General features: G+C 37.9%; 17 protein-coding genes. 11 read left to right on the top strand and 6 right to left on the bottom strand.

Annotated features, from left to right (window positions below):
- Nucleotides 1–107: 107 nt before the first annotated feature.
- From ACFOWA_RS14455 to ACFOWA_RS14420, 8 genes are all read left to right on the top strand, one after another.
- Nucleotides 108–2747: a glycoside hydrolase family 2 TIM barrel-domain containing protein gene (locus ACFOWA_RS14455; protein WP_378986331.1), complete on the top strand. Its 2640-nt coding sequence runs from the start codon at nt 108–110 to the stop codon at nt 2745–2747.
- A gap of 45 nt (nt 2748–2792) precedes the next feature.
- On the top strand, nt 2793–5255 hold the full coding sequence (locus tag ACFOWA_RS14450) for a glycoside hydrolase family 2 TIM barrel-domain containing protein (RefSeq protein ID WP_378986329.1): 2463 nt from the start codon (nt 2793–2795) through the stop codon (nt 5253–5255).
- A gap of 3 nt (nt 5256–5258) precedes the next feature.
- Nucleotides 5259–6452 (top strand): alginate lyase family protein, encoded by a 1194-nt coding sequence (locus ACFOWA_RS14445; RefSeq protein WP_378986327.1) that lies wholly within the window; start codon nt 5259–5261, stop codon nt 6450–6452.
- A gap of 2 nt (nt 6453–6454) precedes the next feature.
- A complete protein-coding gene (locus ACFOWA_RS14440) occupies nt 6455–7627 on the top strand; it encodes a glycoside hydrolase family 88 protein (RefSeq protein WP_378986325.1) in 1173 nt (390 codons plus the stop codon).
- A gap of 125 nt (nt 7628–7752) precedes the next feature.
- A complete protein-coding gene (locus tag ACFOWA_RS14435; protein WP_378986323.1) occupies nt 7753–9051 on the top strand; it encodes a glycoside hydrolase family 30 protein in 1299 nt (432 codons plus the stop codon).
- Nucleotides 9052–9092: 41 nt separating this feature from the next.
- A complete protein-coding gene (locus ACFOWA_RS14430; RefSeq protein WP_378986321.1) occupies nt 9093–9230 on the top strand; it encodes a glycoside hydrolase family 30 beta sandwich domain-containing protein in 138 nt (45 codons plus the stop codon).
- An 861-nt stretch (nt 9231–10091) separates the two neighbouring features.
- Nucleotides 10092–11267 carry a mannonate dehydratase gene (gene uxuA, locus ACFOWA_RS14425; protein WP_378986319.1) on the top strand — a complete coding sequence of 392 codons (1176 nt, stop codon included), beginning with the start codon at nt 10092–10094 and terminating at the stop codon, nt 11265–11267.
- Between the two features lie 19 nt (nt 11268–11286).
- Entirely contained in the window at nt 11287–12165 is an 879-nt protein-coding gene (locus ACFOWA_RS14420; RefSeq protein WP_378986317.1) for a ThuA domain-containing protein, read from the top strand.
- A gap of 368 nt (nt 12166–12533) precedes the next feature.
- Here ACFOWA_RS14420 and ACFOWA_RS14415 read toward each other — a convergent pair whose 3' ends face one another.
- Together ACFOWA_RS14415 and ACFOWA_RS14410 are read right to left on the bottom strand one after the other, a co-directional pair.
- Nucleotides 12534–12938 carry a VOC family protein gene (locus tag ACFOWA_RS14415; protein WP_378986315.1) on the bottom strand — a complete coding sequence of 135 codons (405 nt, stop codon included), beginning with the start codon at nt 12936–12938 and terminating at the stop codon, nt 12534–12536.
- A gap of 145 nt (nt 12939–13083) precedes the next feature.
- Nucleotides 13084–13470: a LytR/AlgR family response regulator transcription factor gene (locus tag ACFOWA_RS14410; protein WP_378986313.1), complete on the bottom strand. Its 387-nt coding sequence runs from the start codon at nt 13468–13470 to the stop codon at nt 13084–13086.
- Between the two features lie 257 nt (nt 13471–13727).
- On the opposite strand from ACFOWA_RS14410, the gene ACFOWA_RS14405 reads away from it, so the two are divergent.
- Nucleotides 13728–14810 (top strand): AI-2E family transporter, encoded by a 1083-nt coding sequence (locus ACFOWA_RS14405; RefSeq protein ID WP_378986311.1) that lies wholly within the window; start codon nt 13728–13730, stop codon nt 14808–14810.
- 421 nt (nt 14811–15231) lie between these two features.
- On the opposite strand, the gene ACFOWA_RS14400 is transcribed toward ACFOWA_RS14405, so the two are convergent.
- The 3 genes from ACFOWA_RS14400 to ACFOWA_RS14390 form a co-directional block, all read right to left on the bottom strand.
- Nucleotides 15232–15654: a VOC family protein gene (locus ACFOWA_RS14400; protein ID WP_378986309.1), complete on the bottom strand. Its 423-nt coding sequence runs from the start codon at nt 15652–15654 to the stop codon at nt 15232–15234.
- A gap of 29 nt (nt 15655–15683) precedes the next feature.
- The gene (locus ACFOWA_RS14395) at nt 15684–16067 is read right to left on the bottom strand and encodes a DoxX family protein (RefSeq protein ID WP_378986308.1); all 384 of its coding nucleotides are present in this window, start codon (nt 16065–16067) and stop codon (nt 15684–15686) included.
- Nucleotides 16068–16270: 203 nt separating this feature from the next.
- Complete coding sequence (locus ACFOWA_RS14390) at nt 16271–16684, bottom strand: SRPBCC domain-containing protein (protein WP_378986306.1); 414 nt, start codon at nt 16682–16684, stop codon at nt 16271–16273.
- A gap of 115 nt (nt 16685–16799) precedes the next feature.
- Between ACFOWA_RS14390 and ACFOWA_RS14385 the strand changes: the two genes are divergently transcribed.
- The gene (locus tag ACFOWA_RS14385) at nt 16800–17780 is read left to right on the top strand and encodes a GlxA family transcriptional regulator (RefSeq protein ID WP_378986304.1); all 981 of its coding nucleotides are present in this window, start codon (nt 16800–16802) and stop codon (nt 17778–17780) included.
- A 436-nt stretch (nt 17781–18216) separates the two neighbouring features.
- Here ACFOWA_RS14385 and ACFOWA_RS14380 read toward each other — a convergent pair whose 3' ends face one another.
- Nucleotides 18217–19662, bottom strand: coding sequence for a PAS domain-containing sensor histidine kinase (locus ACFOWA_RS14380; RefSeq protein ID WP_378986302.1), 1446 nt, complete (start codon nt 19660–19662; stop codon nt 18217–18219).
- Between the two features lie 689 nt (nt 19663–20351).
- On the opposite strand from ACFOWA_RS14380, the gene ACFOWA_RS14375 reads away from it, so the two are divergent.
- On the top strand, nt 20352–21245 hold the full coding sequence (locus ACFOWA_RS14375) for a glycosyl hydrolase (protein ID WP_378986300.1): 894 nt from the start codon (nt 20352–20354) through the stop codon (nt 21243–21245).
- Nucleotides 21246–21318 lie beyond the last annotated feature (73 nt).

Here is a 21318-nt window from a genome sequence, read left to right as displayed (position 1 = left end):
TTAATAGGAAAAGTCAAACTTGGGGTTTTGGGCAGCAAGCGACCCAGCCTGGCAATGTTAAGTTTGAAAAAGATTAAATAAATAAATTAAAGGATACGAATTAAAATATGTTGAAGCACAAATCTCTATTGTGGGTATGGATAGTCATTGTTTCTGGATATAATTGTGCTGCACAGCGCACCGGAAGGGCTACTGTAAGTTTAAATGATCAGTGGGAATTTCAAAAACCCGATGCTCAAATAAAAAAAGTTACCCTGCCGCATACTTGGAACGATAAAGATGTTCTTGACGATGTTCCTGGATATTACCGTGGTATTGGTATTTATAAGAGAAAGTTAAAACTAGACCATTCGGTAAAAGACAGAGCTGTTTTTCTGGTTTTTAATGGCGTTGCGCAAGAATCTGAAGTATTCATCAATGATAAATCTGCCGGGAGACACATTGGAAGTTACACTAAATTTATCGTTCCGATTTCCGCATTTTTGAATTATAAAGAGGATGTAATAGAAGTAAGGGTGAATAACCGCTTTAACGAAGATATTCCTCCACTGACTGCCGATTTTACTTTCTTTGGAGGAATCTATCGAAATGTAAGTTTGCTTATTACCAGTCCCATTCATTTTTCTCAAAAAGAACATGGAAGCTCAGGGATTTTCATAACCACACCGTCAGTTTCTGGTGAATCAGCGAGCGTCAATATTAACAGTTTTGTAGAAAACAACGGTTCATCAGGCAAAAAGGTGCAGGTAATCAGCAGCATTTTTAATGATAGCGGCGAACAGATAACTTCCGTATCATCGACGGTAACACTGGCAAAGGGAGAAAAAAAATCTATTGTTCAGGATATAAAGTCTATTAAAAATCCTTCTCTTTGGTCCCCAAAAAATCCTTACTTGTATCGGGTTGTAACCAAGATTGTTGATGTTAAAACAAGTGTAGTAATAGATCAGGTTTCCAATCCATTGGGATTTCGCTGGTTTAAATTTGATGCTAACGAAGGTTTCTTCCTCAACGGGAAATCACTAAAGTTAATGGGCGCCAGTCGCCACCAGGATTATGAAAATTTAGGAAATGCTACGCCTGATGCACTTCAGATAAAGGATGTGGAGTTGTTAAAGACCATGGGCGGAAACTTTTTGAGGGTGGCACATTACCCGCAGGATCCGCTGATTTTAGAGGCTTGCGACCGACTAGGCATTTTGGCATCGGTAGAGATTCCGGTGGTTAACACCATAACCGAATCAGAAGCGTTCACCAAAAATTGCATGAACATGCAAACAGAAATGATAAGCCAGAATTTTAACCACCCAAGTGTAATCATTTGGGCTTATATGAACGAAATTCTTCTGCGACCAAAGTTTGCAGATGACAAGCCTCGACAGCAAATCTATTTCAACCATGTGAGGGAGCTTGCCCAAAAGCTGGATAGTTTGACACGGAAATTAGACCCATCTCGTTATACCTTACTGGTAAATCATGGTGCATGGGATATTTATAATAAAGTTGGTTTAACTAAAATTCCAATGATTGTTGGCTGGAATTTATATTCAGGCTGGTACTCCGGCGCACCTGAAGATTTTACTAAATTTTTAGACAAACACCATAAAGAACTTCCAAATACGCCTTTTATGGTTACCGAATACGGCGCAGATGCTGATCCCCGGATTAGAACAAATCAGCCAGTTCGCTTTGATAAAAGCGTTGAATATTCAATGAAATTTCATCAGGTTTATTTAAACGCCATGTTAAGCCGGCCATTTGTAGCCGACGGTATGGCCTGGAATCTGGCTGATTTTAATTCGGAGACCCGCGAAGAAACCATGCCGCACATCAATAATAAGGGCTTACTCACTATTGGTCGTCAGCCTAAAGACACCTACTTTTTATACCAGGCATATTTATCGGATAAACCCTTCTTAAAAATTACATCGGCCCAATGGAAAGACCGTAGCGCATTAGCTGATTCGGGGAAAATGGTGAGTACACAAAATATCCAGGTGGCAACCAATTTAAAATCTGCTGAATTATTTTTAGAAGGTAAAAGCTTCGGTATAAAAGAAGCGGTTGACCACCTTATAGAGTGGAAAGTTCCTTTTGCAGATGGCAGAAACCAAATAAAGGTTGTTTCTGGTAATCAGAATGACCAGGCCGATATCAATTTTCAATTGCAGCCATTCCATTTTAACGATAGAATAGCTTTTAAGGATATAAATATCCTTTTAGGTGCTAAACGATTTTATATTGATAACCAGGAACATGAATTCTGGATGCCAAATCAGCCTTACAGGGGAGGTTCTTGGGGATATATCGGTGGAGAGCCTTTTAAAGGTACCAATAATAGAATTAGTTACGGAAGTGATAAAAATATATTGGGAACCGAAAACGACCCAGTTTACCAAACCCAACAAGTTGGAATTAAGCAATTTAAATTCGATGTTCCGGATGGGGAATACGATTTATCGCTACATTTTGCAGAATTAGTTGGCGGAGAACTGAAAGAAGCTTTAGCTTATAATTTGGATAATAACCATAAAAAAGAAGTGGAAGAAAAAAGAGTTTTCAGTGTTTCAATCAATACCGTCCCATTTATGCAGAAAGTAAACTTAGCGCAGGAGTTTGGCTATGCCACCGCCATTAAAAAGAAAACAAGGGTTACTGTTCAGGGTGGAAAAGGCATTGTAATTGATTTTTTGGCAATTGAAGGAAAAGCCGTTTTAAATGCAATTCAATTAAGAAAAGTTTATTAATCGATTAGTTACAAAATAGAATAGATACGATTTTATTTAGCATTTATGGAGAAGATAGCCCGGCATTTTATCATACTGATTGTTTTGTTTTCATGTACATCAGCAATTGCCCAAAAATCAGTTCGCCTAACTCAAAACTGGGAATTCCTTAAACAAGATTTAGGAGGTATCTGGGAAGCTGTGCGTCCTGTAGGATTGGGTAATCCGGAATCCGTTCCATTATGGGAAAATGTAGATTTACCACATTGCGTTAATGCTACAGATGCGGTAGATCCTGATGTGAATTATTATCAGGGACCCGCCTGGTACCGCACCAAGCTCAAAATCGAAAATCCTTATCAAAATGGTAGAACCATATTGCATTTCGAAGGTGCTGGTCAAAAAACAGAAGTTTATGTATATACTACAAAAGTTGCAACTCATGTAGGTGGTTACGATGAATGGACGGTTGACATAACGGATGCGGTTGCCGCATTTCAAAAAGAGGAAGTTTACCAAAAGCAGTTTAAAGGGCAAGTTCCCGTTTCAATCCGTACGGATAATTCAAGGGATTTGGAAATGATTCCCTCGAATTTATCTGATTTTAATGTTTATGGAGGGATTTACCGCTATTTAAATTTGATTTATGTACCACCATTATCAGTAGATAAAATGTTTGCTAAAGCGGAAGTGGATGCGCAGGGAAAATTTGGTAAATTAAATGTGAGCGGAAGATTTTACAATCCTACAGGACTAAAAAATGCTACTATTCATCTTAAGTTAATCGACCCAAAAGGAAAGGTTGTTGCTCAGCAAGAAAAAAAGCTTAGTAATTTAAATGGCGATACGGAGTTATGGAGCTTGCAAATCAATAAACCGCAATTATGGTCGACCGATAAACCCTTGCAGTATCGCCTGCAATATGATCTCGTTTCATCCACAGGCAGTTATAAGAGTGAAGATAAAATAGGTTTTAGAAACATCAATTTTGTAGAGAAAGGTCCTTTCAATCTAAATGGAAATCGTTTGCTCTTGCGTGGCACCCATCGGCACGAAGACCATGCAGGTTTTGCAGCAGCAATGAGCGAGGAAATGATTCGCACGGAGATGCAGATGATGAAGGATATGGGCGTGAATTTCATCCGTTTGGGGCATTATCAGCAATCGAGAATTGTGTTAAACCTTTGCGATAGTTTGGGCATTTTGGTTTGGGAAGAAATCCCCTGGTGTCGGGGTGGTTTAGGTGGCGAAACTTATAAACAACAAGCCAGAAACATGCTTACAAACATGATTGAGCAACATTATAACCATCCTTCCATTATTATCTGGGGTTTGGGAAATGAAAACGACTGGCCGGGAGACTTTGCTGAATTTGATAAAGAAAAAATCAGAACTTTTATGAAAGAACTTAATGTACGCTCTCATAAATTAGATTCATCCAGGTATACTGCAATCCGGAGATGCGATTTTTGTGCCGATATCGTTGATGTATATTCTCCATCCATCTGGGCGGGTTGGTATCGTGGTGCCTATACCGATTACAAGAAGGTTTCTGAAGATGAATTTTCAAAGGTTAAACGCTTTTTGCACGTAGAATGGGGAGGCGATAGCCATGCCATGCGCCATTCAGAAAATCCTGATAAAGCCCTAAGTAAAATTAAAACCGGTGAAAGCGCTGATGAGCGGGCAGGTGATGCTTCATTATTTGGGGGTGCCGCAAGAATATCCAAAGATGGCGATTGGAGTGAATCCTACATTACCAATTTGATTGATTGGCACCTTAAAGAACAGGAAAACATGCCTTGGCTAAGTGGTTCGGCATACTGGCCATTTAAAGATTTTTCTACCCCTGTTCGTCCTGATAATCCGGTGCCTTACATGAACCAGAAGGGGGTTGTAGAAAGAGATTTCATTAAAAAAGAGGCTTATTATGTTTTTCAATCGTATTGGACAGAAAAGCCAATGGTTCATATTTATGGGCATAGCTGGCCAGTACGCTGGGGTGATGCAGGAGAGGAAAAAATGGTAAAAGTTTATGCTAACTGTACGGAAGCAGAAATATTTCTTAACGGAAAAAGCTTTGGGATAAAGAAAAGAAACAGCCAGGATTTTCCTGCTGCGGGTTTACGTTGGAACCTTCCGTTTCTTAAAGGAGAAAATACTGTTAAAGTAATAGCTAAAACGGGTAAGGTTATAGTAACCGATGAAATAAGATTTAACTATCAAACAGAGAAATGGACTAAACCCACTAAAATGACCTTGACTAAAATAAATGAGGAAGCAGATGTTGCAACTTTGGAGGTTAAACTTTTTGATGAAGCTGGCATACAGTGCCTGGATGCAATAAACTGGATGAATTTTGGATTAACGGGTGATGGGAAATTAATTGATGATTTAGGAACATCGTCTGGTTCGAGGAAAGTGCAGGCTTACAATGGCAGAGCAATTATCAAAGTAAAATTAAATAAAGGCAAAAATGTAGCTTCTGTGAAATCTGATGGCATCCCAACTGTTTTCATAACCTTGTAGATCATGAAAAAGATATCAATAATTTTAATCTCAACTTTTTTTTATCTAGCATTAAGTTCATTTTCTAATACCGTTATAGATTTGGAAAATGTACCTGCAGATTTCAAAAAGAAAGCTAGCGTTTTACTTACAAAGCAAATTTTAAACCAGGCAAAGTGGGCGTTGGAGCAAGAGCCAATTACCATTACGGCATCATCTTCGCCTAGAAGTGCTGGCGGCAAACGTGATTTTTTTTCAGAAGCAGATTACTTCTGGCCCGATCCGAAAAATCCGGATGGACCTTACATCAACAGAGATGGATTAACAAACCCGGATAATTTTGTTGCGCATAGGAAGGCTATGATTCGTTTCAGTAAAATCATCGGTGCATTGGCGTCGGCCTATAAAATAACAGGCAATGAAAGTTATGTTAAACATGCCCTAAAACATTTTCACGCCTGGTTTATCAATTCTGAAACCTTAATGAATCCGAACCTACTTTTCGCTCAAGCGGTAAAAGGCAAATTTACCGGACGTAATTATGGTATTATTGATACCATTCATTTAATGGAAGTTGCGCAAGGAGCCTTGGTGATGGAGCATGCAAAGGCATTTGATAAGTCTATCTCCAGTGGAATTAAAAAATGGTTTGCCAGTTACACGCTGTGGCTGAACACTTCAAAACCAGGCATACAGGAAAAAACAGTTAAAAATAATCATGCCACATGTTGGGCGATGCAAGTGGCATCCTTCGCTAAATTATGTAAGGATGAGGCTATGCTGGATTCTTTGCGCATTAGCTATAAAACAATCTTATTGCCCAATCAAATGGGTACAGATGGAAGTTTTCCATTGGAAACAGTCAGAACGAAACCCTATGGATATTCCATCTTTAACCTTGATGCGATGGTGATGCTTTGCCAGATTTTATCTACGCCTAAAGATAATTTATGGAAATTTGAAACTGCAGATGGAAAATCAATCCGCAAAGGTTTGGATTATCTTTATCCTTATATTTCAGATAAAAATAAATGGCCTTTAAAAGCCGATGTAATGTATTGGGAAAACTGGCCTGTTGCACAGCCCTTTTTAGTTTTTGGAGCAGTTCAGTTCAATCAGCATGAATGGTATTCTACCTGGGAAAAACTAGACCATGCACCTCAAGTAGAAGAAGTCATTAGGAATTTACCCATTCGCAACCCTTTAATATGGTTATAAAAATGAATTTAAAAATTAAGATAACGTTATGTTGTATCGTATTAGCTGGCTCAGCAAATGCTCAAAAAGTTAACGTTAAAGAAGCTTTTGCTGCAGCAGCAAAACAAACTGATGTTTTGGTTAAAAATGTTGATTCAGCCCGTTTGCTAAAACCCAATCTGGTATCTCCAAGAACTGTTGAAAAAGGACAGTTTAAAATGGTGGTTTCAAGAGATTGGACAAGTGGATTTTTTCCGGCAGAACTCTGGTATTTTTATGAATACACAAAAGATAAAAAGTGGTTTAATCTTGCCAAGAAATATACTGCAGATATCAAGAAAGAACAATACAATCGCGGTACTCATGATTTGGGTTTTATGATTTACTGCCCGTTTGGAAATGGCTATCGCTTAACAAAAGATACTGCCTACAAATCAGTTATCATTCAGGCGGCTAAATCGCTTTCTACCAGATTTAACAAAACTGCAGGTGTGCTAAAATCATGGGATCATAATGGTGATAAATGGAAATATCCGGTAATTATTGATAATATGATGAACCTTGAATTGCTGTTTGAAGCGACGAAAATGACGGGTGATTCATCCTTTTATAAAATTGCAGTGTCTCATGCAGATAATACCATCAAGAATCATTTTCGTCCCGATTTCAGTTCTTATCACGTAATTGATTATGATACACTCCAGGCTGGGAATATTCTTCAAAAGATAACTGCTCAGGGTTACGCAAATGAATCGGCTTGGGCCCGAGGGCAAGCATGGGCTCTATATGGGTATACACTTTGTTTTAGAGAAACAAAAAACAATAAATATCTAGCTCAGGCAGATGGAATTGCAGGTTTCATATTAAATAATAAAATTACACCGGCAGACGGTATTCCGTATTGGGATTACAACGACCCTGGTATTCCAAATGCTCCTAGAGATGCTTCCGCTGCAGCAATTACCGCTTCTGCACTTTATGAACTCGCAAAATACAGTGTAAATGGAAAAAAATATAAAGCTGCCGCTGATAAAATTTTATACAGCCTCAGCACAAAATATACCAGTACAATTGGTAATAATTTTGGCTTTATTCTCGAGCATAGTACCGGGCATCTTCCGGCAAAATCAGAAATTGATGTACCGATAAATTATGCTGATTATTATTATCTGGAAGCACTTTTGAGGAGTAAGTAATATGATGAAATTATTGGTTTTCGCCCTATTGTGCTTACTATTTTTGTTTGCAATGCGGCAAGAAATGATACCCTAATACATACATTATCAAGAAATACATTAAGCATATAAACATTTAACGTATAATGAAAAAATATATAAGTCTCCTATTGCTTTTTGCGACGACATTTGCTGCAATGGCACAAAACAAAAAAGGTGCTGCAGTAGCTGGTAAATCTCCTCAGGGATATGTGCTTGGAAATAAAAAAGTTGTAGTTTACACCACAGCTGACAAATCTGACTATCGCATTAGCAAAACTGAAACATTAAGTTTTGTAGAGAATAGACAGCCCTTTGAAACGGAACCAACAATTTTCGTAGATCCGAACATCAGATATCAAACTTTGGTAGGTATTGGCGGAGCATTGACTGATGCCTCTGCAGAAACCTTTGCCAAACTTTCCAGGCAAAACCAACAAGAATTGCTTACTGCATATTACGATAAAGATAAAGGTATAGGTTACACCTTGGCCCGTACAAATATTGCGAGCTGTGATTTCTCCAGCGGAAGCTATACTTATGTGCAGGATAATGACAAAGATTTAAAAACCTTTAGCGTGGCTCACGACAAGGAGTTTAAAATTCCCTTGATTAAAATGGCAACTGCGGCTGCCGGAGGTAAGTTATCGCTATATGTAAGTCCTTGGACACCACCAGCCTGGATGAAAGACAATAACAGCCTGATTCAAGGAGGACATCTGTTACCCCAGTACAGACAGAGTTGGGCAAATCATTATGTAAAATTTATTAAAACTTACGAATCGATGGGCATCCCGGTTTGGGGTCTATCTGTTCAAAACGAGCCGATGGCTAAACAGAGATGGGAATCCTGCGTGTATACTGCAGAAGAAGAGCGTGATTTTATAAAAAATTTCTTAGGTCCTACACTGCAAAAATCAGGTCTGTCTTCCAAGAAATTAATTGCCTGGGATCATAACCGCGATCAGATTTTTCAAAGAGCAACTACCATTTTAAATGATAAAGATGCTGCAAAATACGTTTGGGGCATTGGCTTCCACTGGTATGAAACCTGGACCGGAAGTGACATGCAGTTTGGAAATGTTCGGCAGACACATGAAGCCTTTCCGGATAAAGCGCTAATTTTTACCGAGGGATGTAAAGAGAAGTATGATGTAAAAAAGTTAGATGATTGGTCTTTAGGAGAGCGCTATGGCTATTCGATGATAAATGACTTTAATGCCGGAACTGCAGCGTGGACGGATTGGAATATTCTTTTAGATGAAAACGGTGGGCCAAACCATGTAGGGAATTTTTGTTTTGCCCCGGTTCATGCCGATACCAAGAAGGATAAGCTAATCTACACCAATGCCTACTATTACATGGGGCATTTTTCAAATTCATTCGTCCGGGAGCTAGAAGAATAGCCACAGCATCCAGTCGTGACTTATTGCAAACAACCTCTTTTTTGAATACAGATGGAAAACTCGTTGTGGTTGTGATGAATCAATCAGATGAAAAAATTAAGTATAGCCTTTGGATAAAAGGTCAGGCAGCGACAACCACCAGCTTACCGCACTCGATTGCAACATTAGTTGTTGAATAAGGCTGATTTAGGGCTTGATTGAGATTTTAAATGGTCTTTGTATCTATTCTGAATTCGTAGATTTTCAATTTTAGCAGAAGCCGATTTTGCTTCGGGTATTACTAAGCGTTGGTATAAAAAAAGTCAGTGATAGAAAAAATAAAACCAGCTTTATGTTTATATATGGTCAAGTGCTATCATTTTATATATAAATGTTTTGCCAGCATGGTGATATGGAATCTCCATCAGGGAAAAATCAATAGAGCGGTATATGGCATGACTAATTTTATTTTTTTCCTATTCTATACGCTACTATTTCTCATCGGAGCGCAATTGGACTGGAAATTTAATGGATATGTTCTGGCCATAGTAAGCTTAATCGGTTTAGTGATGTTGTATAAAGTTAACCTGAAATATTTTCTGAACCTTGATCAAAAAGCGGTATCGTTCAGTTCTAAAAGGTTAGAGATATGCTTTAGGATTCTAGGATGTATCCTGTTTTTCGGCTCTCTCATCGCCATGGGTTTTGCAGGAAAGAATTTTTCCAGGAAATCAAGATTGAATAGACTAAAGGCAAAAATGGAACAAGTCCGCATATGAATCAGGAAGCTCAGTGAATGCAGGTTTCATTGTTTCACAACTTCCGGAATGCTACAGATTTTTACATTCATGGTCTGTGAAGGTGATTTTTAGGATGAGCTGATAATGAATTGAATTTAACGAGAAAGACCGTTTTCTACGGATTTTACACCCGGAAAGAGCCGCCGAATCTATTGTCCGGATGTGGTGCTCTACTTCGAAAGCAAAAGAGGTTACTGTTTAGCTCTATTTCAAAATGTATAGTAGGGTAGGTATTAAACTTATAATTAGAAAGGTTAATATATGCAAAATAGCAATAAAAAATTAGAGCAAACGTGGCGTTGGTATGGTCCTTCTGACCCAGTAAGTTTGCAGGATGTTAAGCAGGCAGGCGCAACTGGAATCGTGACAGCACTGCATCACATTGCCCATGGTGAGGTGTGGCCATTAAAGGATATTCTGGAGAGAAAAGCCATCATTGAGGCTGCTGGTTTAACCTGGTCTGTGGTGGAAAGTGTCCCCGTTCACGAATCAATCAAAACGCGTAGAGCAGATGTAGAATATTACCTGGAAAACTACCGAATTTCGCTCGCCAACCTCGCTCAATGTGGAATTAAGATTGTTTGCTACAACTTCATGCCGGTCTTGGATTGGACACGTACTCAACTGAATTTTGAAATGACAGATGGGTCAAAGGCTTTGTATTTTAACTGGATAGATCTGGCAATCTTTGACCTATATGTGTTAAAAAGAGAAAATGCTGAAACCGATTATGTTCCTTCGATTATGCAAAGGGCAAAGGAAAAACATTCTACTCTGACCATAAAGGACTTAGAAGATTTAAGCTTGAATGTTTTAATGGGGATTCCTGACGAAAAAGAAATAGAACTGGAAACCCTGCGCTCGAGTATAAATGAATATGCAGCCATCGGAACCCATGGATTAAAGGACAATCTGAAATACTTTCTTTCCTCAATCGCTGAGGTATGCATGAACGAGGGAATAAAGATGTCAATACATCCCGATGATCCACCATATCCGATTTTAGGATTGCCGCGGATTGCAAGTACGCTGGAAGATTTTAAATACATCATCAGCGAGGTCAATGCTTCCTTCAACGGAATATGTTTTTGTAGCGGATCTTTAGGTGCTAGCCTTAAAAACGATGTTTTGGAGATTTTTAATGCGGTTAAGGAACGGATATACTTTGCCCACCTGCGAAATGTAGCCAAAGATGAAGATGGCAGTTTTTATGAGGCCGATCATCTGGATGGTGATGTGAACATGTATGACCTCATGAAAGCCCTTACAATTGAGAACGCAAAGCGTGATACACCCATACCATTCCGGCCTGATCATGGACATCAAATGCTTGATGACTTATTTAAGCAAACCAATCCCGGTTATTCCGCTATCGGCCGCTTGAGGGGTTTGGCCGAATTGCGTGGTTTAGAAATTGGTATAACCGGGCATTATTAATATTCTAAGGATTTTTTATATGGAAGTTAAAAAGTTAACAAAAGCTATAGACTCAGAACCTTTATTTTGCAGCGAAAAGTGTTGCGCAATGATTATTTTTTTCTTCCTACTCTCTACGCTATGTTTTGCCCAGAAGGCAAAAAAGAGTTTTAATGTTATCGCCTTTTTTAGCGCAAAGAATGATCTGGCGCATATTTCTTTTGTCAAAGAAGCAAACGCAAAGTTTGCAGAACTGGCGAAATTATATGCTTTCACATATGATACAACGACAAATTGGAACAACATGAATAAAGCCTATCTTTCTCATTACCAGCTGGTGGTATTCTTGGATACCCGCCCAGAATTAGCTGAACAGAGAATTGCTTTTCAGCAATATATGGAATCGGGGGGAGCATGGATGGGTTTTCATTTTGCTGCCTTTGCATTGAAAGACTCTGCTTATGACATGAATTGGGATTGGTATCATAATCAATTTCTCGGTTCTGGGGAATATATGAGCAACACCTGGAGACCGACCTCAGCGATATTAAGGGTGGTAAAAAATAAACATCCGGTGGTGCGAAGTTTGCCTGAAACCTTTTCTTCGCAACCAAATGAGTGGTACCGTTGGAAAAATGATCTAACTAAAAATAAAGATATTGATATTCTGCTTGCTATTGATAGCTCCAGTTTTCCTTTAGGAACAGGACCTAAAGAAAATGAAATATGGCATGAGGGATATTACCCGGTGGTTTGGACAAATAAAAATTACAGGATGCTCTATTTTAATATGGGACACAATGATATAGACTATGAACATAAAATTGATGGTACAAATAAAACCATATCTGCTACATTTGCCAATGCTACTCAAAATCAATTGATTATAAATGGCTTATTGTGGTTATCCCGTCATTAGATAGGTTAAATTTAGGAGTGTTGAATTGAAAATGCCTTATTGCTTTATAGATACATTTGGGGTAGCTTATAGTTCCTAAAAAGTTATTATCTAAAACATTTAAAATCGAATTTACACTAATTTCGATACAGCTAAATGAATCTAACAGCTTTAATATTAGTTATCTATTGATAGCGAAAGATCGCTATAAGCGAGCCCATATTTCATTTCACTTGTCTTGCAATTCAAGAATTATCTTTTATATCTAGGTGTGAGAATAAAATTTCTATCCTAATTGCACTTAGCAACAAATCTATGGATTACTAATTAAAAGCATTGCTGAATTTGATATCAGGCAATTTGGGATCTACATGCCTTTAGTAAATAATTTATATGTATTCATCCATACGGACTACATTAAACTTATGTCCGTCTGGATCTGCAAAAACGCAGACATAAAACCCATTTTCATCAACCTTAGGCCTCATCTGTAGTGTGCCGCCAGCAGGTTCTGCCAGCTCTGCCCATTGGTCGACTTCTGCCTTACTTTCTGCTGCAAGTGAAAAGATCACTTCATTACCATCCTCGTTTGAGCTGACGTGGCCATTCATGCTGGCGGCAAGGCGATCGGCATTAAAGAAATTGATGATGAACTGATTATCGCCAAACTTGAAACTAACTAGATTTGCGAGCTCATCGTAGCCATTGATTTTAAATCCTAGTTGCTCATAAAAAGACTTTGTTCTTTTGATATCTTGAACAGCTAGATTTCCCCATATCATTGATGTTTCCATAATTTGTACTATTTAAAAGTATTTAATTATCAATTACATAATTCGAACAATTTTCTCATTTGAAAAGCTAACCTTCGACAATATAAGAAAGATAGATAAAGTAAACTGCACTAATTTTATGTTATATACTTAGATGTCAATGCCCTTAATTAATAGAGTTAATCGAAGTAATGGACTTATTGATTGCCCAAAGAAATTTTTCAAATCGTAGCGGTTTAAGTAAAAAGTTGTCTGCCTGAATTTTAAAAGCCTGCATGGCATGTTCTGGATGTCCGGTAATTATAATCATGAAGCGAACGTAATCACGAAGTGCCATGCCAACATCTATGCCAGAAACGGCCATGTTTATGTCCAAAAAAAGAAAGTCCAGTTTTGGAAGCTGTTTAATTTCTTTAACTCCTGTTCTTGGATCCAAGTAACTAGAAACCAGTTGTAACTTGGGAACCATTGCAATGTATTCGGACATCAACCGGATAGTGCTGAATTCATCGTCGATGATAGCGCAACTATATTGTTTCTGTGATTTATTCATTTCTAATTTAACGATGATCGAGGAATTAATGTTTTTTATCACAACATTCAGGAATGCTTTTTGAATCTTATCTTCATGTTACTCTTTGCCATCTCATTTGAGAAGACTATAAAGCATTTGGAATATTGCTTATAAGAATGTTTCTCGATTCGCCAATAAACACATCGAAGCGGGTAGGAACCCGTTGTCGTCAATTGATATACGATTTTAGCGACAATATCGCTGAACCTTTACACAAATATGTTGTTAGTAGAGTTATGGAAAAACTTAGCCTCTCTGTAAATACTTTACTTCTTTTCGTATTTTCCTTTGCCGGACTTTATTTTGCAGCCCCATTTTTAATTCCTTTGACTTTAGCAGCTGTGCTTTCGATGGTTTTTATTAGGCTTTGCAACTTTTTTGAGCGCAAGGGAGTATCCCGGACGTATGCCTCTTTGATTTGTATATTGCTATTCATAGTTGCCATGGGACTAATTGTTATGCTTTTGTCCATACAGCTCGGAAGTTTGGCTGATAATTTGGATGGCATGGAGAAGCGGATTGTCGGAATGCTAGAGTCGCTAAAGTCGTGGATCAATGAGACTATAGGAATTAAAAAGGCCCAGCAGCAAAAGGCTATCGAGGAAGGTACAAAAGGTAAATCAGGTGGAATGATTCTTTCTTTCGCCGCGGGTTTAATGGGAATACTGATAAACACAATACTTGTATTGGTATATATGTTCCTTTTTCTTTCTATGCGTGGCCATATTAAAAAATTCGTGTTGAAGTTGGTTCCTAAAAAAGAAAACGCAGATACCAGTGAAGTGATACATCAGACGGGCAGGGTCTCGCAAAAATATTTGAGCGGACTTGCCGCAATGATAGGCGTATTGTGGGTGATGTATGGAATAGGTTTCAGCATCGTAGGGGTGGAAAGCGCAATCTTTTTTGCGGTACTTTGCGGCCTTCTGGAGATTGTGCCCTTTATTGGCAATTTGACAGGTACGGGATTAACTGTGCTTGCAGTTATGGCCCAGGGTGGAGATGGTAAGATGGTGATGGGGGTTTTGATAACTTATTTCTTTGTGCAATTTATTCAGAGCTATATCCTGGAACCTATTATCGTTGGCGAACAGGTGAACATCAATCCACTATTTACCATCATGGCAATCGTGCTGGGTGAGCTGGTATGGGGTGTAGCAGGAATGATATTAGCAGTACCACTTCTAGGCATGGCAAAGATCATTTGTGATAGCTACCCCCAATTGCAGCCTTACGGATTTTTGATCGGGCCAGAAAATTCAAAAAAGCCTAAAACCACAATTGTCGATTATTTTAAAAGGATGTTTACCATAGGTTAATTTTATTGCTGGTTGGACTTTGGTTGTTTACACCAATTAACAAATGTATGCCTTTTTAAAACAAAATTCTGATTGGTCTATACATGGTTCTATGAATAGTAATTGGCGTTCCGTATTTCAGAAAGTGATACCCAAGGAAATGCATTCTCCTCCCAAATAAATATCATTAACTTACTAAAAGTTAGTGTGAGTATAATTATGTATTTATCAAATGCAATGACTAATTCAGACATATTTAAGGCTATTCTCATTCTTTTGGATGGAGGACAGTTTATAAAAGTTAGAAATAAGATAAGCATACATTAGACAATTAGCCATGCATTTTCGTGATTTAATACTGGGTGATTAGTGAATCAGGAGGAAAGAGTGTGTTTGGGTGGAAGTTGTGGTTTATCCATAGAATCCTACACCTTACCAACCCTTATTTTTGATCGTATTCCACCATCCATTCAATACCAAACTTATCTCTTAACATCCCAAAATAGCTTCCCCATGGACTCTCTCCAATAGGCATTTCAATACTTCCATCTTTAGAAAGTCCGCTAAATAGTCTGTCGGCTTCTTCCCGGTTTTCTGTGCTAATGGCTATTTTAGACCTGTTCTCATTTTCACTGACCTTACCCATAACTTCAGGCACGTCGTTGGCCATCAAGATATTCCCGCCAATGGGAAGAGAAATGTGCATTATCTTATCTAATTCATGTTCCGCTACCTGGAATTCTGGACAAGACATATCTTTAAATCGGATAATTGAGGCAAATTCACCTCCAAATACTGATTTGTAAAAATTGAATGCTTCTTCCGCATTGCCGTTAAAATTGATGTAAGGGTTTATAAGTGCCATAATTTATCTATTTAATTGTTTTGTTGTATTTAATAGGCGTTAGAAGTTTTTGTATCGTTAATCTTATGGTAATAAATGTAGGAGATAACTAAAATCATCAGTACTATCAATGGAAAGTAGGTCTGCATGCCTATGCCATCAACAACTCCGTGGCTAATGGAGGCAAAGATGAAATCAAATCCAAATCCTGCGTAAGCCCATTCTTTAACTCTTCTTGGAATTTTTGGGATAATCAGGGCGATAACACCCAGAGCTTTGAAAACTACCAGCGCATTCCCAAAGTATTCGGGGTAGCCCAGATGCCTGATTCCCCCTTTTGCCAATTCAGTCTGTGAGGTTAGTACAGGCATGACGCCTTCCAATAGAGCGATGATGATGGTCGCTATCCAGAATATTAGTTTATCTTTTTTCATAGTTATCTTATTAAATTTCTATTCCTACCCATCCCGCAATCGTTTCTGATATCGGTAGAGTTGAAAGGATAGGTTATCATAGCCTTTGTCCAGTTTATCTTCCTTCATAATAAACTATATGTGCTGGTATTTTAATCCATTTTTTATTTTCACATTGCCTGCCTTAATTACTTTTACTATGAGCAATGGATTGCGATATATCTTTAATTGCTTTGAGTATAGGTTTTAAAATTATCTAGTATGTTTTGCCATCCTCGCTTTTGCATTTCGATGGGATTTTCATTTTCAGCATCAAAGGTGATGACAACCTCGATCTGGTCACCTAACACATTAAACTGGACTCTGGCATTTCTTCCGCCGAATTCATATTTGAAACCTTTGCTGATAGCAACTTGGGAATAGATGGCTTCGAAATCAAAACCTGTCGAACCATCTTTAGCTTCCATCCTTGCCATATATGTGCCGCCCACCCGCAGGTCGTTTTGCGCACGTGGGCAGTGCCAGCTTGGATCTGCAAAATTCCAGTTAGTGATGTGGATAGGGTTTGTGTAATATTCCCACACTTTTTTTATCCCCCCGCTTACATTTGTTTTTACTGTGATTGTTGAATGATTCATATCGTATTGTTAAATAGTATTGATATCCAAAGTTGGGATGAATTTTCCTTCCAGATGATGTTCGATAATGACAACAAAAGGTCGTTTTACGACAAAATATTTTTAACTTCACAAGATGATGAATGTAAGTATTTTTGTTCCTGAGCATGCCGTCATGCAAGCTATCGCAGACCCACAGTATTTGTTCTCAACTGTAAATAATATACTTTCCACCAATGGACTAGAACCTTTATTTAATATTAATCTTGTTGGGCTTAATAAAGTAATCAACGTGAATGGCGGGTTATTTTCCGTAAATACCACCTACCTGTTAAAGGATATCAGCAAAACAGATTTAATCATTATTCCGGCATTGTTTGGTGATATGAAAAATGCAATAGCTGCAAATAAAGCAGCCTTACCCTGGATAAAAGAACAATACGATAACGGAGCGGAGGTTGCATCTCTATGTGTAGGGGCATTTCTTTTAGCATCCACTGGCTTATTAAGTGGTAAAAAATGCTCAACACACTGGGGTTTCCAGAATGAGTTTCGCGAGATGTTTCCTGATGTTGAGCTGACCGAGGGAAGTATTATCACCGAGGAAAACCGAATATATTCGAGCGGAGGGGCTAACTCGTACTGGAACCTGCTATTGCATTTGGTAGAGAAATATACCAACAGAGAAACCGCGATTTTGGCTTCCAAATATTTTGCCATTGATATAGATAGGCAAAGTCAGTCTGCATTCTCAATGTTTCAGGGGCAGAAAAATCACAATGATGAAACGATTAAAAAGGCGCAAAAGTTTATTGAGGATAATATCGAAGAAAAAATAACCATTGAGGTACTATCTACCTTGTCTTCGATGGGAAGACGAAGTTTTGAGCGGCGTTTTAAATTCGCCACAAACAATTCAGTTCTGCAATATATCAATAGAATGAAAATTGAACTTGCAAAACGGAGCTTCGAAACCAGTCGAAAAAATATTAATGAAGTCATGTATGATGTCGGTTACACCGATATTAAAGCATTCAGATCTATGTTCAAGAAGATAACAGGTCTTACTCCCATAAATTACCGTAATAAATACAACAAAATGATTGTTTCCAATTAGTATATTGAAGTTAGATTTTTGATTTGTTCAAATGATCGCTTTAATTTTAAGCCAATAACAAAGTAAGATAATGCGTTTTGGTTTATCTCAATCTGATGACTTATTTTCATAAGGCAAATAAAATGAACAACGAAAATTTTTAAGGCTCCCTGCAACTAAACAAAAATTTCGGATAGCGCTTAGCACTAAAAATATATAAAGTTTACCGCTGCCATTTAAACAGAATTAAATATCAAATTGTGGTGAAGTGATTCCTAGTGCTAATGATATAGGTCAATGTCCGTCTTGAAAATGTGATGAAAGGTTTAGCACGCTTAAATCAAAACGGGTTAGATAGAGTTTTATTAAGTGTGGTTATTAATACAACCCGAAGTGATAAAAACTGATGTATCGATGGTTTAATAACTTATTTAATAATACATGATTTATGATAGTCTTAGCTAACTTGTAAGATCCATTTGCTGGCCTCAGCTGCATCCGAAAAAAACCTTATCTCTGCATTTTTATGCTCATTTTCTACGCTTTTTATTGCCGAAAGTTGGCTAAAAATGCTTTCCGAAAATATCCAGGCAAAGTATAAAAGTCCTGCCTTCTCCATTTTTGGTAACCAGACTTCTGCAGCCCAATCAGATGCCTCGGACCAGGTTCCAAGCACTTTACGGTTATCGTTAAAAACCTTTGAACAATTGTTTCGGCTTAGATAATCAATCATTAATTTTCCGCCATGTTGAACCGAATACATATCCTGATGACCATACCAATCTACATACATTGTTCGCTCCGTATTATTGCAAGAAATTTCAAGGTAGTTATCCTTATAATAATCACCTCTGGACTCAACTTGTACTACATGGAAAGGCTGAAGAGGGATTTTAAAGAAAAACGTTGATCCCTTGCCTAGTTCACTTTCTATCCAGAAACTTCCGCCGTGGCGCTTAATAATGTCAGCAGAAATGTATAGCCCCAGACCAAGACCTTCAAATTTTGTCGCGGCGTTGTCAGCCCTATAATACCGCTCAAAAAGCTTATTTAATGCTTCGCGTTTAATTCCAATGCCAAAATCCTGGACAGATACCACCAGATTACTCATCTCCGTTTTTGCATTGACCTCTATCTCGGTTGCTTTGGGAGAATATTTTACAGCATTAGAGATGAAATTCTGGATAACCTGCTCAATTCTGAACTTATCACCAGATATATAAAGGTCTGATGCTGATCTTAAGATAATGTTGTGACTAGGATAGATGTATTGTAATCCTGATACAATGTTCTGCAAACTTTCAGAGAAATCGAATTTTTCATAACTAAAACTCATCTTCCCAGCGTTTATTTTACTAACATCCATCAAATCACCTACAAGTTTTTCAAGCCTGCCTAATTGCTCAAGGCTTCTGTTTAAATAGGATAATGAAGATGGGTCCTTAATCACTCTTGATAAAAGTTGATTGTATCCCTTAATGGTTGTCAGAGGCGTTTTCAGTTCGTGGCTTGCGACGGATATAAATTCCTCTTTAATAAATTCATTTTGTTTTTGTTCACTAATATTTGTATTGATTCCAACCCAGAAAGCTTTTCCTTCCTGATCTACACTACACGTAGCCCTGGCGAGGTGCCAGTAGTAGTGGCCGTCGGCAAATAACAGCCGAAATTCATTAACATACTCTTTTCCGGAATTGATAGAAGAGTGCCAAATATCTAAACTATCTTCTAAATCTTGTGGATGAACAAATGATGCCCACCCTTTTTCAATTATTTCATGCTTTTTTAAACCAAAATCAATACTAACCTTCGCATTAATATCTACAATCCGCCCATCCTGATTTGCTACCCAAACTTGCTGAGGGATCGCATCAATTGTAATCTGCGAAGAGTTTTGATTCATACTAATCTATTTTATTCGAGCAGTGAAAAATGTTTTGAAATTATTTATGACACAAATGTAGTGTTTGATTTTTAAACATGCTTTAATTATAATCACTGTTCACTTTCTTCCCTTGTTAATCTATACTTCAATATTCTTAAGGTTGCTTACTAACCAATCATTAAGATCACGTTTAAGAGGCATCCGGATAGCTTAGTTCAAAGATTTATTTATTAAATTGACTTCGAGCTTTACATTATATTGTATAGTTTCTATAAGATAACAACTGATTTCGGGTATATAACTCCGTATTGGTCTTTCTATATTCACCAGACCAAATATCGTATCTTTTAATATTGTTTTATGGAACTTTATTCAAAGAAGGATTCCGGTCAAGCCGTTTCTATGGTTTCTTTGCTCGTGAAGGATATTTCCTTCCCCGGGGTAGCTATTGAAGTTATGCTTCAAACCTTTAGAAATCATAAAGAATCGTTTTTAGACCAACAAATCTTGATGCCCAGAAGCCGCATCATCAACTACCCATTCAGGTAAGTAGGATTTTTAATTAATTTGCGGATATTATTTGTACCATCGACGCCCTGGGGTTTTATACCAACCTAAATCTTGCATCTAACAGTATTTTTTAATGATTGGTCATTAGCAGACGAAAAAAAACTAACTTCACATTATCTACAAAATGAAAAACTTTTATGATAAAATCATATCCAATGTTTGCGGTGTTTCTTTGTTTCGTATTTGCATCTTGTTCCAAAAAAGATGGCGAAACAATCCCTATTGTTAATGAACCATCTAAAAATCTGGATTTAGTAGTAGTTGGGAAAAAGGGGGTAGATTTTAATACCGAAAACACGAATGGAACTTGGTATAACAATGTTTATAACCTGAAAAGCCATTGGTTCTACACCTGGGGGATAAATTTACCTTTCCAACAAAAACCCCTTAATACAGAATATGTGCCCATGTTTTGGGGAAAGGGATCGGTAACGGATGCCAGCATCATGTATGTAAAGGACTTAAAAACACAGGGTAGGGCAAAATATATTCTTGGCTTTAATGAACCTGATTTGACGGACCAGGCAAATATGAGTGTGCAAGAGGCACTTTTGCTATGGCCGAAACTGGAATCCATTGGCTTGCCATTAGGCAGTCCTGCTACTTCCTGGCCCACCAGGCAGTGGCTTTATGATTTTATGGATCAGGCTATTGCCCAGAACCGCCGAGTAGATTTCATAGCGGTGCATATGTATGTTGGTACCGATGATGTTCATTTTATCCAAGTACTGCAAGACTTATACAATAAATATCGTAAGCCTATCTGGATAACTGAGTTTGCGACATCGGCAAATGATGCCAAATCTATGGCAGAGAACCCCTATACCCCGGAGATGGTCCAGAATTTCATGCAGCGACTTTTGCCAAAATTGGAAGCCCTAAGTTTTGTACATCGCTACAGCTGGTTTTCAGGCTCGCCAACAAGTAGCCGACTTTGGTCTTCATCTCTGGTCAATGCTAATGGCACCATGACCTCTTTAGGAAAATGGTATGCAGATTATCAGCCTAATCAGCGGATTGCAAAACCTTAATGAATACTGACTTTTCAATTGATTTTACTCATTTTTACAACCAAATTTTTTCAAGTGAATTAGGTCAAAAGAA

This window comes from Pedobacter lithocola (assembly GCF_042650845.1).
In the GTDB taxonomy this organism is placed as follows: Bacteria; Bacteroidota; Bacteroidia; order Sphingobacteriales; family Sphingobacteriaceae; genus Pedobacter; species Pedobacter lithocola.
Note: the sequence above shows the minus strand (reverse complement) of the source record. Positions and strands in the feature narration are given on the sequence as shown.

Bases quoted from the DNA above. Each gene is read 5' to 3' on its own strand.
- ACFOWA_RS14455 (WP_378986331.1), top strand. From the start codon at position 108: ATGTTGAAGCACAAATCTCTATTGTGGGTATGGATAGTCATTGTTTCT.
- ACFOWA_RS14450 (WP_378986329.1), top strand. From the start codon at position 2,793: ATGGAGAAGATAGCCCGGCATTTTATCATACTGATTGTTTTGTTTTCA.
- ACFOWA_RS14445 (WP_378986327.1), top strand. From the start codon at position 5,259: ATGAAAAAGATATCAATAATTTTAATCTCAACTTTTTTTTATCTAGCA.
- ACFOWA_RS14440 (WP_378986325.1), top strand. From the start codon at position 6,455: ATGAATTTAAAAATTAAGATAACGTTATGTTGTATCGTATTAGCTGGC.
- ACFOWA_RS14435 (WP_378986323.1), top strand. From the start codon at position 7,753: ATGAAAAAATATATAAGTCTCCTATTGCTTTTTGCGACGACATTTGCT.
- uxuA (WP_378986319.1), top strand. From the start codon at position 10,092: ATGCAAAATAGCAATAAAAAATTAGAGCAAACGTGGCGTTGGTATGGT.
- ACFOWA_RS14420 (WP_378986317.1), top strand. From the start codon at position 11,287: ATGGAAGTTAAAAAGTTAACAAAAGCTATAGACTCAGAACCTTTATTT.
- ACFOWA_RS14415 (WP_378986315.1), bottom strand. From the start codon at position 12,938: ATGGAAACATCAATGATATGGGGAAATCTAGCTGTTCAAGATATCAAA.
- ACFOWA_RS14410 (WP_378986313.1), bottom strand. From the start codon at position 13,470: ATGAATAAATCACAGAAACAATATAGTTGCGCTATCATCGACGATGAA.
- ACFOWA_RS14405 (WP_378986311.1), top strand. From the start codon at position 13,728: ATGGAAAAACTTAGCCTCTCTGTAAATACTTTACTTCTTTTCGTATTT.
- ACFOWA_RS14400 (WP_378986309.1), bottom strand. From the start codon at position 15,654: ATGGCACTTATAAACCCTTACATCAATTTTAACGGCAATGCGGAAGAA.
- ACFOWA_RS14395 (WP_378986308.1), bottom strand. From the start codon at position 16,067: ATGAAAAAAGATAAACTAATATTCTGGATAGCGACCATCATCATCGCT.
- ACFOWA_RS14390 (WP_378986306.1), bottom strand. From the start codon at position 16,684: ATGAATCATTCAACAATCACAGTAAAAACAAATGTAAGCGGGGGGATA.
- ACFOWA_RS14385 (WP_378986304.1), top strand. From the start codon at position 16,800: ATGATGAATGTAAGTATTTTTGTTCCTGAGCATGCCGTCATGCAAGCT.
- ACFOWA_RS14380 (WP_378986302.1), bottom strand. From the start codon at position 19,662: ATGAATCAAAACTCTTCGCAGATTACAATTGATGCGATCCCTCAGCAA.
- ACFOWA_RS14375 (WP_378986300.1), top strand. From the start codon at position 20,352: ATGATAAAATCATATCCAATGTTTGCGGTGTTTCTTTGTTTCGTATTT.